The 16,405-nt window shown below is 40.8% G+C and carries 16 protein-coding genes, 3 tRNA genes and 1 pseudogene; 18 read left to right on the top strand and 2 right to left on the bottom strand.

What is annotated here, in order from left to right:
* Nucleotides 1-379 precede the first annotated feature (379 nt).
* The 4 genes from AC3WTL_RS20410 (at nucleotide 380) to rocF (ending at nucleotide 1,772) form a co-directional block, all read left to right on the top strand.
* Nucleotides 380-452 (top strand) — tRNA-Lys (locus tag AC3WTL_RS20410).
* A 67-nt stretch (nucleotides 453-519) separates the two neighbouring features.
* Nucleotides 520-594 (top strand) — tRNA-Gly (locus AC3WTL_RS20405).
* Between the two features lie 3 nt (nucleotides 595-597).
* Nucleotides 598-673 (top strand) — tRNA-Ala (locus tag AC3WTL_RS20400).
* Nucleotides 674-866: 193 nt separating this feature from the next.
* The gene (rocF, locus tag AC3WTL_RS20395) at nucleotides 867-1,772 is read left to right on the top strand and encodes an arginase (RefSeq protein WP_048008701.1); all 906 of its coding nucleotides are present in this window, start codon (nucleotides 867-869) and stop codon (nucleotides 1,770-1,772) included.
* Nucleotides 1,773-1,813: 41 nt separating this feature from the next.
* Here the strand turns inward: rocF and AC3WTL_RS20390 are convergent, their stop codons facing one another.
* Nucleotides 1,814-1,972: an aspartyl-phosphate phosphatase Spo0E family protein gene (locus AC3WTL_RS20390; RefSeq protein ID WP_082138940.1), complete on the bottom strand. Its 159-nt coding sequence runs from the start codon at nucleotides 1,970-1,972 to the stop codon at nucleotides 1,814-1,816.
* Nucleotides 1,973-2,147: 175 nt separating this feature from the next.
* Here AC3WTL_RS20390 and sigW point away from each other — a divergent pair, with 175 nt between their 5' ends.
* The 14 genes and pseudogenes from sigW to AC3WTL_RS20320 all read left to right on the top strand — a co-directional run bounded on the left by sigW (nucleotide 2,148) and on the right by AC3WTL_RS20320 (nucleotide 15,434).
* Nucleotides 2,148-2,711: an RNA polymerase sigma factor SigW gene (gene sigW, locus AC3WTL_RS20385; protein WP_061794087.1), complete on the top strand. Its 564-nt coding sequence runs from the start codon at nucleotides 2,148-2,150 to the stop codon at nucleotides 2,709-2,711.
* 17 nt (nucleotides 2,712-2,728) lie between these two features.
* Nucleotides 2,729-3,364 (top strand): zf-HC2 domain-containing protein, encoded by a 636-nt coding sequence (locus AC3WTL_RS20380; RefSeq protein WP_394581681.1) that lies wholly within the window; start codon nucleotides 2,729-2,731, stop codon nucleotides 3,362-3,364.
* Nucleotides 3,365-3,550: 186 nt separating this feature from the next.
* The gene (gene cdaA / locus AC3WTL_RS20375) at nucleotides 3,551-4,378 is read left to right on the top strand and encodes a diadenylate cyclase CdaA (RefSeq protein ID WP_061794089.1); all 828 of its coding nucleotides are present in this window, start codon (nucleotides 3,551-3,553) and stop codon (nucleotides 4,376-4,378) included.
* Nucleotides 4,371-5,687 carry a CdaR family protein gene (locus AC3WTL_RS20370; protein WP_252220562.1) on the top strand — a complete coding sequence of 439 codons (1,317 nt, stop codon included), beginning with the start codon at nucleotides 4,371-4,373 and terminating at the stop codon, nucleotides 5,685-5,687. Before cdaA ends, AC3WTL_RS20370 begins: the two co-directional genes overlap by 8 nt.
* Nucleotides 5,688-5,721: 34 nt before the next feature.
* Nucleotides 5,722-7,071 carry a phosphoglucosamine mutase gene (glmM, locus tag AC3WTL_RS20365; protein WP_492369940.1) on the top strand — a complete coding sequence of 450 codons (1,350 nt, stop codon included), beginning with the start codon at nucleotides 5,722-5,724 and terminating at the stop codon, nucleotides 7,069-7,071.
* A 258-nt stretch (nucleotides 7,072-7,329) separates the two neighbouring features.
* Nucleotides 7,330-7,455: a hypothetical protein gene (locus AC3WTL_RS20360; RefSeq protein ID WP_258752018.1), complete on the top strand. Its 126-nt coding sequence runs from the start codon at nucleotides 7,330-7,332 to the stop codon at nucleotides 7,453-7,455.
* 95 nt (nucleotides 7,456-7,550) lie between these two features.
* On the top strand, nucleotides 7,551-9,353 hold the full coding sequence (glmS, locus tag AC3WTL_RS20355; RefSeq protein ID WP_197205666.1) for a glutamine--fructose-6-phosphate transaminase (isomerizing): 1,803 nt from the start codon (nucleotides 7,551-7,553) through the stop codon (nucleotides 9,351-9,353).
* Nucleotides 9,354-9,573: 220 nt separating this feature from the next.
* Nucleotides 9,574-10,005: pseudogene (locus AC3WTL_RS20350) on the top strand (DUF4275 family protein).
* A 145-nt stretch (nucleotides 10,006-10,150) separates the two neighbouring features.
* On the top strand, nucleotides 10,151-10,540 hold the full coding sequence (locus tag AC3WTL_RS20345; protein ID WP_492369939.1) for a ribbon-helix-helix protein, CopG family: 390 nt from the start codon (nucleotides 10,151-10,153) through the stop codon (nucleotides 10,538-10,540).
* A 275-nt stretch (nucleotides 10,541-10,815) separates the two neighbouring features.
* Nucleotides 10,816-11,769, top strand: coding sequence for an ABC transporter permease (locus AC3WTL_RS20340; protein ID WP_095245830.1), 954 nt, complete (start codon nucleotides 10,816-10,818; stop codon nucleotides 11,767-11,769).
* A complete protein-coding gene (locus tag AC3WTL_RS20335) occupies nucleotides 11,759-12,712 on the top strand; it encodes an iron chelate uptake ABC transporter family permease subunit (protein ID WP_048008710.1) in 954 nt (317 codons plus the stop codon). Before AC3WTL_RS20340 ends, AC3WTL_RS20335 begins: the two co-directional genes overlap by 11 nt.
* The gene (locus tag AC3WTL_RS20330; protein WP_492369938.1) at nucleotides 12,709-13,476 is read left to right on the top strand and encodes an iron ABC transporter ATP-binding protein; all 768 of its coding nucleotides are present in this window, start codon (nucleotides 12,709-12,711) and stop codon (nucleotides 13,474-13,476) included. Before AC3WTL_RS20335 ends, AC3WTL_RS20330 begins: the two co-directional genes overlap by 4 nt.
* 201 nt (nucleotides 13,477-13,677) lie before the next feature.
* Nucleotides 13,678-14,703, top strand: a complete 1,026-nt coding sequence (locus AC3WTL_RS20325) for a siderophore ABC transporter substrate-binding protein (RefSeq protein ID WP_492369937.1) — start codon at nucleotides 13,678-13,680, stop codon at nucleotides 14,701-14,703.
* Between the two features lie 92 nt (nucleotides 14,704-14,795).
* Nucleotides 14,796-15,434 carry an O-methyltransferase gene (locus AC3WTL_RS20320; RefSeq protein ID WP_394581690.1) on the top strand — a complete coding sequence of 213 codons (639 nt, stop codon included), beginning with the start codon at nucleotides 14,796-14,798 and terminating at the stop codon, nucleotides 15,432-15,434.
* Nucleotides 15,435-15,489: 55 nt separating this feature from the next.
* Here AC3WTL_RS20320 and AC3WTL_RS20315 read toward each other — a convergent pair whose 3' ends face one another.
* Nucleotides 15,490-16,326 (bottom strand): TetR/AcrR family transcriptional regulator, encoded by an 837-nt coding sequence (locus AC3WTL_RS20315; RefSeq protein ID WP_394581692.1) that lies wholly within the window; start codon nucleotides 16,324-16,326, stop codon nucleotides 15,490-15,492.
* Nucleotides 16,327-16,405: the final 79 nt, after the last annotated feature.

The following is a 16,405-nucleotide window of genomic DNA, read 5'->3' as shown; positions in this document are numbered from 1 at the left end:
GGCTATAGCCAAGCGGTAAGGCACCGGACTTTGACTCCGTCACTCGCAGGTTCGAATCCTGCTAGCCCAGCCATTTTTGCTTTTATAGTACGAGCCATTAGCTCGGTCGGTAGAGGATTTTAAAAGATTGCAGCGTCGAAGCATTACATACCTGAATGGCAAACTTTTAAAATCTGCGACAAAGACCAAAGGGCTTTGAAGCACATCTGCTATCGAAGTTTAGGCAACAGAATCATATTATGAGCCATTAGCTCAGTCGGTAGAGCAGATTGCAGCATCAGTGAGTCACTTCACCCGAATAGCAATCTGTGACAAAACACGCAGTGTTTTGGAACATCTGACTCAGCAGATTCAAACTTTAGGAAACATAACTCATTACGAGCCATTAGCTCAGTCGGTAGAGCATCTGACTTTTAATCAGAGGGTCGAAGGTTCGAGTCCTTCATGGCTCACTTTATAGAAAAACGCAGACCTTGGGAATCGAGTCCTGAAGGTCTTACTTGTAAATACAAATATGCTGCGGAAGTAGTTCAGTGGTAGAACATCACCTTGCCAAGGTGGGGGTCGCGGGTTCGAATCCCGTCTTCCGCTCCAAATGGGGCCTTAGCTCAGCTGGGAGAGCGCCTGCTTTGCACGCAGGAGGTCAGCGGTTCGATCCCGCTAGGCTCCACCAATATACATAATACGTCAATCCTTAAACCGCACTGGTTTAAGGATTTTTTGTTTCATAAATATGGGATCAGCATCTGAAAAATCAGGACTTCCTTCCCCTAAATCCGCATATATATACACGATTTTGTCGAGTTGAGTCATGTGTTTGAAAGCGGTTAAAATATAGATATGAAGGGAAAGGGAGGACTTGTATTATGAATAGACAGAAATTATCGATAATTGGGATGCCGATGGATCTTGGCCAGATGAGACGCGGTGTGGATATGGGGCCAAGTGCGATTCGTTATGCCGGAGTGAATGAACGTTTAAAATGTTTATTTGAAGAAATCCATGATCAGGGCGATATTGCTATCGGCCGCCCGGAGGTCCAAATCGATCCAAATTCAAATCTTCGAAACTTGCACCTTATTGCTGAAAAAACGGAAATGCTTGCAGAAAAAGTTGATCACGCAATAAAAGGCGGTTCTTTTCCATTAGTGCTCGGCGGCGACCATAGCATCGCGATTGGAACCTTGGCAGGGGTATCGAAGCACTATTCGAATCTTGGGGTAATCTGGTATGATGCCCATGGGGATTTAAATACAGCTGAGACATCACCTTCAGGAAACATACATGGCATGCCGCTTGCTGTAAGCCTGGGTATGGGCCATCCGCTTTTAACCAATGTAGGGGGATATGGTCCAAAGGTCAAGCCGGAGAATATTGTCATTATTGGGGCAAGGTCATTGGATGAAGGAGAACGGGAGCTTATTAAGGAAAAAGGCATTAAAGTGTATACCATGCATGAAATTGACCGTCTTGGAATGACAAAGGTTATGGAAGAATCTATTACATATTTAAAAGAAAGAAATACAGATGGTGTTCATCTGTCTCTTGATTTGGATGGGCTGGATCCGCATGATGCACCGGGTGTCGGAACTCCGGTAATTGGCGGCATCAGCTACCGTGAAAGCCACTTGGCCATGGAGATGCTTGCAGAAGCACAAATCATTACATCAGCTGAATTTGTAGAGGTTAATCCCATTTTGGATGACAAGAACAAAACAGCTACAGTCGCAGTCGCACTTATGGGTTCACTATTTGGCGAAAAGCTTCTATAATAAAGGAAAATAAAAATGAGCAGAACATAGACAAGTTCTGCTCATTTTTTTGCTGTGAGTGTATAATATTTATTTAGAAGTTCATCGAGTTTTATGCTGGTATCAACTACCATGTGATCTGTAAAAGATCCGGAAGCTGCTAATTGAATCATTCTTGTCCGGCAATCCTCAATATCTCTCAATAATTCCTTAACACACACCGTAACCAACCCTTTTCGATAAATTTAGTACTTTTATACCCTAAAAGTAAAAAATTAAACCAGAATAAGTAAAAATTTGCTAATATATAAATTGAATGTTTTTTTAATTAAAATGAAACCTTTTCCGCTATCGATTCGTATTATCGATTAGCCGCACTGGAGCGGAGGTAAAAAAATGGAGACAATCGTAAAGAAGAGGATAAAGCAAGTATTAAAAGGCGACCAGGATGCTTATGCAGAAGTTGTTGAAATATACAAAGATAAAGTTTTTCAGATTTGCTACAGAATGCTGGGAAACAGGCATGAGGCAGAGGATATCGCTCAAGAGGCCTTCTTAAGAGCTTATGTAAACATTGCAAGCTTTAATATTGACTTGAAATTTTCCACATGGCTCTATCGGATTGCCACTAACCTTTGTATAGACAGAATCAGAAAAAAGAAGCCTGATTATTATCTGGATGCAGAGGTCGCCGGAACGGATGGACTGAACATGTATTCTCAAATCGCTTCAGATGCGAGACTGCCGGAGGATGATGTAGAAAGCCTGGAGCTGCAGGAAACAATTCAAAGAGAAATATCGAAGCTTCCTGAGAAATATCGTTCGGTAATTGTTTTAAAATATATTGAAGAATTATCGCTGAACGAGATCAGTGAAACACTCGACCTTCCATTGGGAACCGTAAAGACCCGGATTCACCGGGGGCGGGAAGCTCTTAGAAATCAATTAAGATATGTTTAATAAAGAGGGTGAGAACTTTGAAATGTCCAGCAGAAATGGTTGTTTATATGCACGAGTACCTAGATGAAGAGATCTCAGCCGAACATGAGAAGGAATTAAGGGCACATCTGCAAAACTGCGGGGAGTGCCAAACTCATTTCCATGAATTAAAGAAAACGATCGCTTTAGTCCAAAGCACTTCACATATACAGGCACCTGAAAATTTCACGGCAAATGTTATGGCGAAATTGCCAAAAGAAAAGCGGAAGGTAGGGGTTCAGCGCTGGTTCAGGCATCATCCACTTTTAACTGCGGCGTCACTCTTTCTTGTTCTGATGATGGGAAGCGTCGCATCTTCCTGGGATCAGGATCACCAATTATCCGTTTCTAAGCAGCCGAACCTTGTGGTGCAAAACGATAAGGTGATTGTACCTGAAGGTGAAGTGGTAAAAGGCGATGTAGTGGTTAAGAATGGAGACTTGGAAATTAAGGGCGAGGTCGAGGGGAATGTTACGGTCATCAATGGCCAGCAGTATATGGCTTCCGCAGGCAAGGTCACTGGGGAAATTGAAGAGGTTGATGCCATATTCGAATGGCTGTGGTATCACATCAAAACGGCAGCTAAGGATGCTGTAAATGTCTTTGGACCAGGAGAAACAGATAAAGAAAAGTAGTCAATAATATAGAGAATCCCTGCTATAAAGCAGGGATTCTTAGTATGCAAATGACAATGCTGAATTTTCCAGAAGGCATATGCTGTTTCAAAATTGGAATTAGCGATGAATATGATATAATATGAAAGTTACATATAGGAACTTTAGGCATTTTTGCTTTTGAAATATATATTTGGAGGAAGGATAATGTCGTTTGCGGATTTCTCAATTTTGAAATTGTTGGCTAATACAATAGACATTCTCCTTGTCTGGTACGTCATCTATAAACTCATAATGATTGTTAAAGGAACAAAGGCTGTCCAATTGCTGAAGGGGATTTTTGTCATCATCCTGGTTAAAGTAGCAAGCGACAAGTTCCATCTGCAAACATTAGGGTGGATGATGGAGCAAGTGCTTTTATGGGGATTTCTGGCCATCATAATCATTTTCCAGCCGGAGCTGCGAAGAGCACTGGAGCAATTGGGAAGAGGAAGATTCTTCTCAAGGACGGCTAATCAGGAGGAAGAAAATCAGGAGAAGCTGGTCGAATCTATTGCGAAGGCCGTAGATTATATGGCTAAACGGCGCATTGGCGCGCTTATTTCAGTTGAGCGGGAAACAGGTTTGAACGATTATATTGAAACCGGTATTGGACTGGATTCCAAAATTTCATCTGAGCTCCTGATTAATATATTTATACCAAATACACCGCTGCATGATGGAGCCGTTATTATTCAAAAAAATTGTGTAGCGGCAGCTGCCTGCTATCTGCCTCTGTCAGAAAGTCCTTTCATCTCAAAAGAACTCGGCACCAGACATAGGGCAGCTTTAGGCATTAGTGAAGTAACTGACAGCATAACCATTATCGTTTCAGAGGAAACAGGAAGTGTTTCCTTAACCAAAAACGGGGAGCTGCACCGTGACTTAAAAGCTGAGGCTTTTAAAGATATGCTTTCAAGTGAATTGCTTGCTCAGCAGAAAATAAAGCAGACTTCTTCAGGTCTTTGGAACTGGAGGGGGAAAAAGAATGGATAAGTTAATTGATAAAATGGTAGACACCCGCTGGTTTATGAAAATTGTTGCCTTGATTCTTGCCCTTTTTCTTTTTGACTCTGTGTATGATGCAGATAAGGAATTAAAGGAAATAAACGTTCCCGGCCAGCAAGATTCCGCCATTATTGAAGATGTTCCGGTGAAAAGCTATTATGATACGGAAAACCTGGTCGTAACCGGTACGCCGGACACAGTTGACTTGAGTCTGGAGGGCCCAAAAAGCCACCTTGAGTCAGCGAAAAAACAGCAGAACTTTGAAGTATATATAGATTTGACGAATGCAGAAATTGGATCGCAAAGAGTAGAAATTAAGATTCGTGATATCTCAGATAAACTGGATGTGACCATTAATCCTCAATATGCAGATGTGACCGTCCATGAAAAAGTCACCCAGGAATTTAAAGTGGATGCAGAATTTAATAATAGCCTTCTTGGTGAGGGCTATACGGCTGAAGCTGCATCTGCAGAACCAAAGACGGTTAAAATCACGGGAGCCAAAGAAGTAATCGAGCGGATCAGTTTTGTTAAAGCAACTCTTGATGTTAAGGGTCCTATAACCGAGACAATCGCTGATGATGCAACAGTCAGGGTATTGGATCGTGAGATGAATAAGCTTGATGTCATTGTTGAGCCTCAGGTAATTCGGGTAACAGTTCCCGTTAAGCAGTTAAGCAAGACGGTGCCTGTTACGATTGTCCGGAACGGGGAACCGCAAGATGGGGTAACCATTAATTCGATTAAGCTTGATGTTAATGAGGCTTCAATAACGGGCCGGGAAGATATATTGAATGAAACTGAAAGCGTCAGGGTAGAGGTAGATGTCAGCAAGATTGAGAAAGATACTGTGCTTACCCTGCCGGTTATTATTCCGGATGGGATTTCAGCAGTAGATCCTAAAACAGTGAAGGCGTCAGTTGATGTCAGCACTGAAGAGAATGCAGGCAAAGAAGAAGAGGAAAGCACAGAGGAGCCTGCCGAAGAAACACAGGCACAAGATCAAGAGGTAACCAAGACCTTTTCAAGCCTTGCCATTAATTTAGACGGTTTATCCGAAGAATATGAAGCGGTCCTTAAAAATCCTGCTTCCGGAAGGACAAGTATTACGGTTACCGGGAATAGCAGCACAGTTCAGGATCTCAAAGCGGACGATTTTAATCTGTATTTGAGCCTGGCAGACCTTGGAGAAGGTGACCATGAGGTGCCAATCAATGTAGACGGCCCTTCAGGTGTGGATATAAAGCCTGCTGCAGGTAAAGCGACGATAACGATTACACAAAAAGAAGAAGCTTAATACAGTTTTTAAAGTTAGAAGGAGCGATTATAAAATGGGTAAATATTTCGGTACAGATGGAGTACGCGGAGTTGCAAATAGTGAATTGACACCGGAGCTGGCCTTTAAGCTGGGCCGTTTTGGAGGTTATGTATTAACGAAAGACCATGATCGTCCGAAAGTATTAATCGGCCGGGATACCCGTATTTCAGGTCATATGCTGGAAGGCGCACTTGTAGCAGGGCTTTTATCAATTGGTGCAGAAGTTATGCGCCTTGGAGTCATTTCAACGCCTGGTGTTGCGTATTTAACAAAAGCATTGGGAGCAGAGGCTGGAGTCATGATTTCTGCCTCTCATAATCCGGTTGAAGATAACGGAATCAAGTTCTTTGGCCCGGATGGGTTCAAGCTGTCCGATGATCAGGAAGCGGAGATTGAGGAATTAATGGATATGGCAGAAGATCAGCTTCCAAGACCGGTCGGAGGAAGCCTGGGGCAGGTAAATGACTACTTCGAAGGCGGACAGAAATATCTTCAATACTTAAAGCAGACAGTTGATGAAGATTTCTCCGGCATTCACATTGCACTTGATTGTGCGCATGGAGCTACTTCGCCGCTTGCAACGCACTTATTCGCTGACCTTGATGCAGATCTATCCATGATGGGAGCATCTCCTAATGGTTTAAATATCAATGCAGGAGTCGGATCCACTCATCCTGAGGCACTATCTGCCTTCGTAAAGGAAAGAGAAGCAGATGTTGGTCTGGCATTTGATGGAGACGGAGACCGTTTGATTGCCATTGATGAAAATGGCGATATTGTGGATGGCGACCAAATCATGTATATTTGCGGAAAATACATGAAAGAACAGGGGAGACTTAAGCAGAACACAGTCGTTTCTACTGTCATGAGCAATCTTGGCTTCTATAAAGGGCTGGAAGCCAACGGAGTCGATAGTGTGCAGACAGCTGTAGGCGACCGCTATGTTGTGGAAGAAATGAAGAAGAATGGCTACAACCTTGGCGGAGAACAGTCAGGTCATATTATTTTCCTGGACTACATCACAACGGGAGACGGACTTTTAACTGGGCTTCAGCTTGTGAACATTATGAAGGTAACTAAAAAGCCATTATCTGAGCTTGCAAACGAAATGAAGAAATTCCCGCAGAAGCTTGTGAATATCCGTGTAACAGACAAGCACCATGTGACAGACAATGAAAAAGTGAAAGAAGTCATTGCACAGGTTGAAGAAGAAATGAACGGAAACGGCCGCATTCTTGTCCGTCCTTCCGGAACAGAGCCGCTGGTCCGCGTCATGGCAGAAGCGCCAACAGGTGAACTATGTGCTTCATATGTAGAGCGCATTGCTGCTGTTGTTGAGAGTGAAATGGGATTAAAAGAGTAAAAAGCACAATTCATATGCATAAGGGAACTCCTAAGCTCCCTTATGCATATTTTTATATATGGCAGCTTCCATTTATCTATATGGATATTTGTTGACGGAAGTCTGACTTTGATGTATGATAGTCCTGTTTTTGTATTTAAGAATACAGGACATCTTTATTCAAGAAGAGAAAGGTGGATAGTGAGAGAGAATAGTAATTTAAAGCGCCTGAACTGATCCTGGACGTAAGGATTAGTTGACGAGGAGGAGGTTTATCGAATGTTCGGCGGATGCCTCCCGGTTGAAAGCACAACCGATGATTTCTTCTTTAAAACATTCAGGCAACTGAATGGACAAAGAGAAGGGAATGCTAAAATTAAGAAACGCTCTTCTAAGAGGCTGTAATGCCCCCAGAGCGGCGTATATAAAAAAACAGAGATAAGGGGCAGGACTGCCCCGAAAAGGCTTCTTGCCCCTTCATTATTAGGAGGAAAAGAAGTATGTGTGGAATCGTTGGATATATCGGAAGCTTAGATTCAAAGGAAATTTTATTAAAAGGCTTGGAAAAGCTTGAATATAGAGGATATGATTCTGCTGGAATCGCAGTTATGAACGATAATGGCGTTCAGGTTTTCAAGGAAAAAGGCCGTATTGCGGACCTTCGCAATATTGTTGATGAAGATGTGATGGCAAACACAGGAATTGGACACACCCGCTGGGCGACTCACGGTGTTCCAAGCACAGTCAATGCCCACCCTCATCAAAGCAATTCCGGCCGTTTTACGCTTGTTCATAATGGCGTTATTGAGAACTATGACATTTTAAAGCGCGAATACTTGCAGGGAGTAGCTCTTCAAAGTGATACAGATACAGAAATCATCGTTCAGCTGATTGACCTATTCGTGAGCGAGGGATTAAGCACTGAAGAAGCGTTCCGTAAAACGCTGACACTTTTAAAAGGCTCTTATGCAATTGCTCTTTTGGATGCTGAAAACAATGAAACGATTTTTGTTGCAAAAAACAAGAGCCCGCTTCTGGTTGGACTAGGTGAAACTTTCAATGTAGTCGCTTCTGACGCAATGGCGATGCTGCAGGTTACTGATCAGTATGTTGAACTGATGGACAAAGAAATTGTTATTGTCACAAAAGATGCTGTTCAGATTCAGACTCTGAATGGTGAGGCAATCAGCCGCGATCCATATACAGCTGAATTGGATGCAAGCGACATTGAAAAGGGAACATACCCTCACTACATGCTGAAGGAAATCGATGAGCAGCCTTTAGTGATGCGCAAAATCATCCAGAAGTATCAAAATGATCAAGACGAGCTGACGATCGATCAGGAAATCGTTGACGCGATGAACGATGCTGACCGCATTTATATCATTGCTGCAGGTACTTCTTATCATGCAGGACTTGTTGGAAAGCAGTTTATTGAAAAGATCGCAAAAATTCCAGTTGAAGTTCACATTTCAAGTGAGTTTGGCTACAATATGCCATTGCTTTCAGAGAAGCCGTTATTTATCTTTATCTCTCAGAGCGGTGAAACAGCAGACAGCCGTGCCGTGCTTGTGAATATTAAGGAAATGGGCCATAAGGCGTTAACGATTACAAACGTTCCAGGTTCAACTCTATCCCGTGAAGCGGATTACACATTATTGCTTCATGCAGGCCCTGAAATTGCTGTTGCTTCTACAAAGGCATATACAGCCCAGATTGCTGTATTATCCATTCTTGCAGAAGTCACTGGGAAGAGTCGGGGATTGGAGCTTGACTTCAACCTTGTACAGGAGCTCGGCATCGTTGCGAATGCCATGGAAGTTCTTTGTGATGCGAAGGAAGAGTTCGAAGACATTGCACGCAAATTCCTTTCCACTACTCGCAATGCGTTCTTCATTGGCCGTGGAATCGACTTCTATGTCGGCCTTGAAGGTGCACTTAAATTGAAAGAAATCTCATATATTCAAGCTGAAGGCTTTGCAGGCGGAGAATTAAAGCACGGAACCATTGCTTTAATCGAGAACGGTACGCCAATCATTGCCCTGGCAACTCAAGAAAGTGTTAACTTAGGCATTCGCGGCAACGTCAAAGAGGTTGTTGCCCGCGGTGCAAACCCTTGCATCATTTCCATGAAAGGGCTGGAAACAGAAGAAGACAGCTTTATCATTCCGGAAGTGAACGAGCTATTAACACCTCTTATCTCTGTAATACCATTACAATTAATCTCTTACTATGCTGCGCTGCATCGCGAGTGTGACGTAGATAAGCCGCGTAACCTGGCTAAGTCAGTTACTGTGGAGTAAGATAATATTCCCCCTGAAACGAGTGAAAATTGGAGGATTGCCTCCAGTTTTCCTCGTTTTTTTTGTCCAAAAGCGGGGAAGCAGGATTCTGACAAAAGACAGGAGAATAAAGAAGCAAATTAGGGAACAACCAATTAATAAACGCCAGTGGAATCCGCGAGTTTAGTTAAATAAAATGAAGTTATCATAATAACAAGTGGGTGTAAGATTGGATTATATAATAGACTTGGCAGAATCGATAACAAGTAAAAAAGTGAAAGTAAAAGAAATACCTAAATGGGGAGCATATCTGAGAAAGCAATGAGAAGAAAGTTTTGCTAACCATCTCAGTGATAAAGAAAAGAAGTCCATTTATTTTTATGACGATGAAGATGGCTTTTGTGGCTACTTATGGCACTTATTTAGTTATGAGAGAAGGAAGTGCTTAAAGGAGGAACATGCTGATATAGCGTTTAATAAAGAAATGAAGGAGTCTTGTTACGTTTTTTATCAGCATTCGGATGATGCTCTTATCCTTGACAATGCTTCATCTTTAACAGCCATGGACTTTGTAAATGAAGAGGATATTTACATAGTAGATAAAGAGTTTAATTGGACTTATATAGTAACCCATGAAACAGGCTGGTGCGGTCCATATTTTAGCCGGAACTGATCTTAAATATTTTTCCATTTTAAGAAGAGAAGGTGGAGGCAAGAGAACCTATTCTCAACGAGTTACGAAATCAGTCAGGATTTACAACCGTTTTTTTAAAGGGTATGATTTTTATAGCTGGATAATTGATTATGGGAGCGGAATAATGAAAGAATTAACATTCAAATCTTACAACCAATTTCTCCAATTTAATGAACATAAAGCGATGGAAAAAGCGGTCATGAAGGGACTTCAAGGAGATGAGCAGGTAAAATTCAAGCATGAATTTCTGCAAAGGGCCAAAACCATGTGGAAAGAGTATGATTGTGATCTTTGGCTGGAAAAACACGGATATGTCATCATAAATGTATGGAAAGATGGCAGCGGCAAAAGAAAAGTGACAAGAGGGCGACCAAAGAAACTGGATTCTGAAAAATACGTACATACCGTTCATGTCAGGCTAGATGAGGATACGTATAGACAGCTGACGAATCACTGCCAGGAGAATCAGATAGACGTATCTGAAGCTATTCGGTGTCTAATAAAAACACTATAGAGGCAAAGATGGGAGATTCAACTTTTGAGTTTGGATCTCCTTTTCGTTTAAGATGCTTTACTGAAATGAGAATAATTTGAGACAATTTCCGGAATTTGCTATCTGCCTCTTTTCTTTTAGTATTTTTTGTGATACATTAAATGTATTGGAGATTGATAATCATTTTCAATAGAGTTTTATACATATAAAGGTTCTTTTTTTTGTTATTTAATGATAATGATTATCATTCTTTTAAAGTAGTTTTATAGATATTAAACAAGTAATGAGGGTTATTAATGAGATTATGGATGTTAGGAATTGCAGCCATTGTTTTGTCTTTTATCTCGCTGTTTATCGGTGCAATAGATATAACGCCTAAGGATCTGCTTAATTGGGAATCAGATGAAACACATATCTTCCTTATCAGCCGCATTCCACGTCTATTGGCGATTATATTAGCGGGGGCAGGAATGAGTATTGCCGGTTTAATCATGCAGTCTTTAAGCCGCAATAAGTTTGTATCACCAACAACTGCCGGAACTTTGGATGCAGCAAAACTGGGTATTTTAATTTCCATGCTGTTTTTTACGAATGTCACTTATACACAGCAGGTTATTTTTAGCTTTGCCTTTGCTTTGGCAGGTACGTTTCTCTTCATGCAGATTTTAGATCGCATAAAATTTAAAGATGTTATTTTCGTTCCGTTAATCGGAATTATGTATGGAAATATACTATCTTCGATTACAACGTTCCTTGGATATGAAGCTGATCTGCTGCAAAATCTATCTTCCTGGCTTATGGGAAGTTTTACTTTGATTATTGCCGGCCGTTATGAGCTTTTATATGTTAGTATTCCCGCTATTATTCTGGCGTATCTATATGCGAATAAATTTACGGTTGCCGGAATGGGTGAGGATTTTGCAAGAAATCTTGGCTTAAGCTATAAGCTGGTACTGAATATTGGCCTGGTCCTTGTTGCGGTTATCTCAACAACGGTGGTTCTTACTGTCGGAGTTATTCCATTTTTAGGACTAATCGTTCCCAATATTGTCTCCTTATATTTAGGGGACAACCTGCGCAAAACAATTCCGCATACAGCGGTGCTGGGAATTGTCTTCCTATTAATATGTGATATTTTGGGGCGCATCATCATTCATCCTTATGAAATTCCGGTTAATGTAACCGTGGCAGTGATAGGCAGTGCTATCTTCTTAACGATGCTGCTAAGGGGGAGAGCATATGCGAAATAGTACAAAATTGATGATTTTAGCAGCTATAGCCATTTTATTTATTTTGTTATATGGCTTTTATGATATTAAAGGCGGCTTTGATTATGCTTTTCCAAAGCGTATGCTCCGGGTCACAGCGATGATCATTACAGGAATCGCCATTGCTTATTCCACAGTTGTGTTCCAGACCATTACACATAACCGCATTTTAACACCTTCTGTTATGGGCCTTGATTCCATGTATCAAGTGGTACAGACATTAATCTACTTTTTTGCAGGGTCGATGTCAGTGTGGGTGTTAAATAAATACTTGAACTTTGGCGCAGCCATTTTAGCCATGGTCATCTTTGCCCTGATTTTATACCGGTTTTTGTTCAGGGCTGATAAGCATCCCATTTATTTTCTTCTCTTAATAGGGATGATTATAGGAACACTCCTGGGAAGCTTTGTCACATTCCTGCAGGTATTGATAGATCCAGTCGAATATTTAAGTCTTCAAAGCCGGCTGTTTGCGACCTTTACAAATGTAAAAGCGGAGTTATTATTTATTTCAATTGGCATCCTTGCTCTGGCATTTCTTTATGGCTACCTTATTATGGGGAAACTGGACGTGATGTCGCTTGGCCGTGAAAATGCGATGAATCTTGGCATTAACTATGACGGTATGGTGATGAGAATTTTAATCTTATCATCAGTTTTAATCGCTACATCAACTGCACTGGTTGGTCCCATTACCTTTTTTGGACTGATTGTGGCCAATCTCTCCTATCAATATCTGGTGACATATAAACACTCCATTCATATTTTAGGGGCAAGCTTGATCAGTATCATTGCATTGGTCGGCGGTAATTTCCTTGTGGAGCATATATTTGAACTGCGTACCACATTAAGTGTCATTATTAATTTTGTTGGCGGAATTTACTTTATTTATCTATTACTTAAGGAAAGCAGGGCAGCAGGATGATTGAAATCAAAGGATTAACAAAACAATTTGGTAAAAAGCCTGTTGTAGAGGATGTTACAGTCACAATCGAGCCAGGGACCATCACCTCTTTTATTGGGCCGAATGGCGCTGGTAAATCAACGCTTCTTTCTATGGTAAGCCGTTTATTAGAAGCAGATACAGGTGAGGTATTGCTCGATCAAAATAATGTGAAAAAGTGGAAGTCTTCGGATTTTGCAAAAAGAGTATCCATTTTGAAACAGGCCAACTACCTTAATGTGAGATTAACAGTGCGTGAGCTGGTGTCTTTTGGGCGCTACCCCTATTCAAAAGGACGTTTGTCCGCTGCAGACGAAAAGTTTGTTGATCAAGCCATTGAATATATGAATCTAGCTGATATGGAAACTAAGTATTTAGATGAATTATCAGGCGGTCAGAAGCAGAGGGCATTTATTGCCATGGTCATTGCTCAGGATACGGATTATATCCTGCTGGATGAGCCTTTAAATAATCTGGATATGAAGCATTCTGTTCAGATTATGAAAATTTTGCGCAAGCTGGTTGATGAACTTGGAAAGACAGTTGTCATTGTTTTGCATGACATAAATTTTGCATCTGTTTATTCTGATCGTATCGTAGCGTTAAAAAATGGCCGGCTGATGAAAAATGGGCCGACCCAGGAAATCATTAATTCTGATGTGCTTCGTGAAATTTATGATATGGATATTCCTATTCAAGAACAGGATGGCTGCAGGATTTGTGTCTACTTTAACTCGCACACATAAACAGCATATTCCTGGAGAAATCTATTATATTTCTCCAGGGATAAGCTTATCTTTTGTGTCAGGTTTTTGAATTACTGGAAAATAATTTAATAAAATTCACGGAAAGTTATTGACTAATAAAGAATGTTCAATAATAATTATCATCATAGTTGATAATGATAATGATAATCAATATCAATAAATAAAAGGGAGAGTTAAAAAATGAAAAAAATATTCTATGCACTGTTAGCAGCAATGGTATTATTGCTGGCCGCATGCGGATCTGCCGAAGAAGCTTCAAAAAAAGAGTCTGCTGATAGCCAATCTGAAGAAACAAATGAATCCGGAACGGAAGAAGGAAGCTCTGCATATCCTATGACTGTTTCCCCGACAGTTGCTTCAGTAGAAGGCAATGAGGGCGGTACAACTAGTTTTGAAGATGTAGAATTTGAAAAGATGCCTGAAAGAATTGCTGTATTTGATTATGGTTTCTTAGATACATTAGATGCTCTTGGGGTTAAAGGAATTGTCGGTGTTGCGAAGGATTCTACTCTGCCTGCCCACCTTGAAAAGTATGCTTCAGATGAGTATGAAAGTGTTGGCGGATTAAAAGAACCATTACTTGAAGATATTGCTGAAATGGATCCGGATGTAATCTTTATCTCCGGGCGCCAGTCAGCATTCTATGAAGAATTAAAAGAAATTGCCCCTGTCTTATTTGTTGGTACTTCTGACGCTGACTACTGGAACACATTCCAATCTTCTGTAGACCTGGCAGCGAAAATGTTTGATAAAGAAGCAGAAGCTGAAGAATACACAGCAAAATATGATTCAGCTTTAGAAGATATCAAAGCTTTAGCTGGAAACTATGAAAGCACTTTAGTAACTATGTACAATGAAGGCAAATTATCAGGTTTCTCAACTAATTCCCGCTTTGGCTACATTTATGACATATATGGATTCAAGCCGGTAACAGAAGATATCGAATCTTCTTCTCATGGTTCTAACTTCGGCTTTGAAGCGATCCTGGAATTTAATCCACAAGTGTTATTCGTAATTGACCGTACAGCAGCGGTTGGCGGCGACTCTAATATTAAAGCTGATATGGAAAATGAAATCGTTAAGAAAACTGATGCTTATAAAAATAAAAAAATCGTTTACTTGGATGGACCACTTTGGTACCTGAGCGGAGGCGGTTTACAATCAGAGCTTGCTAAAATTGAAGAAGTCTTAGCTGAGCTGAAATAATCTATGTGTAAGGGGCTGTCTGGAGAATCTGAATTGACTCTCTGGCAGCCCTTTTTAATAAGAATAATCCATTTTAATAAAGGGTGGAAAATATGAAACAAATTAATAGATATATCGATTCAGTTTTTTGCAGCCAGGATGATATTCTGGAGGAAGTTCTTATTTCTATAAAAGAGAATGGTATGCGACCCATATCCGTTTCTCCTGCTACTGGTAAGTTTCTTACGATGCTGGTATCTATGTCAGGCGCAAAAAATGTCCTTGAGATTGGGGCGCTTGGGGGATATAGCGGCATTTGTTTAGCGAGGGGATTCAATCAGGCAGGAAATTTAACATCCCTTGAGCTCGTAGAGAGCTACGCAGAATTAGCACACAATAATCTGAGAAAAGCCGGGTTTGCAGATCAAGTATCCTATTTGACCGGACCCGCTTTGCAAAGCCTCGAACAGCTTGTCAGCGATCATCGGCAATTTGATTTCTTCTTTATCGATGCAGATAAAGAAAATTACGAAAGCTATCTGAATTATTGCATCAGACTGGCGGAAAATGGAGCTTTAATTGTTTGTGATAATGTATTGGCCAAAGGCAGTGTAGCAGACGAGAGTGCTGAACCTGGACGTCATACTGAATTCATGAAAAAATTTAATAAAATAGTGGCTGACCATCCTCAATTGGAATCTGTGCTTATTCCGATTGGTGATGGGCTGACAATCTCAAAAGTAAACAAATAGGCTGTAAAATACACAAAAGGCAGAATGCTCGCTAAAGCATTCTGCCTTTTATAGTCTATAAATCGTAGTAATTTAAAAGCAGAGAAGCAATCCATCTGCTTTGAGGGCTGTTTCTGATATTGGTAATCAGCCCTTGTATGATAGCGGGACTTAGACTGCGCTCCTGTACATCCTTCTTTAGAAGGATGAGTGATTCCTTTTCAATTGAGTCTTCTAGTTCCTCTATTTTCTGCGCCATGATTTCAATCATTTGCCCGTCTGTCATCTCTTCATGTCCGGCCTTCCTGAACGTGTCATAGAGCTCGTCTGTTATAAACGGGATTTCCGAGTGCTTTGCCAGAAGGTCCGTTTTTTCCGCGAGTGAGCGGCACAGAATGTCCAAATCCAAAGGTACATTAAAAAATAAAAATAAATGAGAGTAAACATGCATGAAGCCTTTAATGCAATAAATTAAATCATATTTTGTATGCTGGACAGCCTCACCATATAGCTGATCAATCATCGATAGGGTGATATCATCGATTAATTGGTCAAAGTGGCGGCCTTTTGATATAAGTTCTTCATTAAACGTATGCGCTTGTTCCTTAATAAAAATCTTGGCGAAGTCAGAATGCTTTTGAAAGGAGTGGAAAGTGGTGTAAAAAAACTTCCTTAAAAGCTCTCCGCCTGTGTTATTCGGGTCTTTGACTATTCGGTCAATATCTGAGATGAACTGCTCCATAAACTGATCGATCAAAGCCATGATCAATTCATCTTTTGATTTGAATGATAAGTAGAAAGCTCCTTTGGAAATACCGGAGTGCTCGGTGATCTGCTGAACAGAGGTAGCTTCAAACCCTTGCTTGGCAAAGAGTTCTAAAGCGCTTTCCATAATTAATTGCTTCTTGCTCATGTAAGAATGTCACTCCTTTATGATTGACAAATGACCACCTGGTCATTATTATATGTAATTGAGTCTAATAAGTCAATTT

This window comes from Cytobacillus sp. EB106-05-05-XG126, from assembly GCF_058791715.1.
Note: the sequence above shows the minus strand (reverse complement) of the source record. Positions and strands in the feature narration are given on the sequence as shown.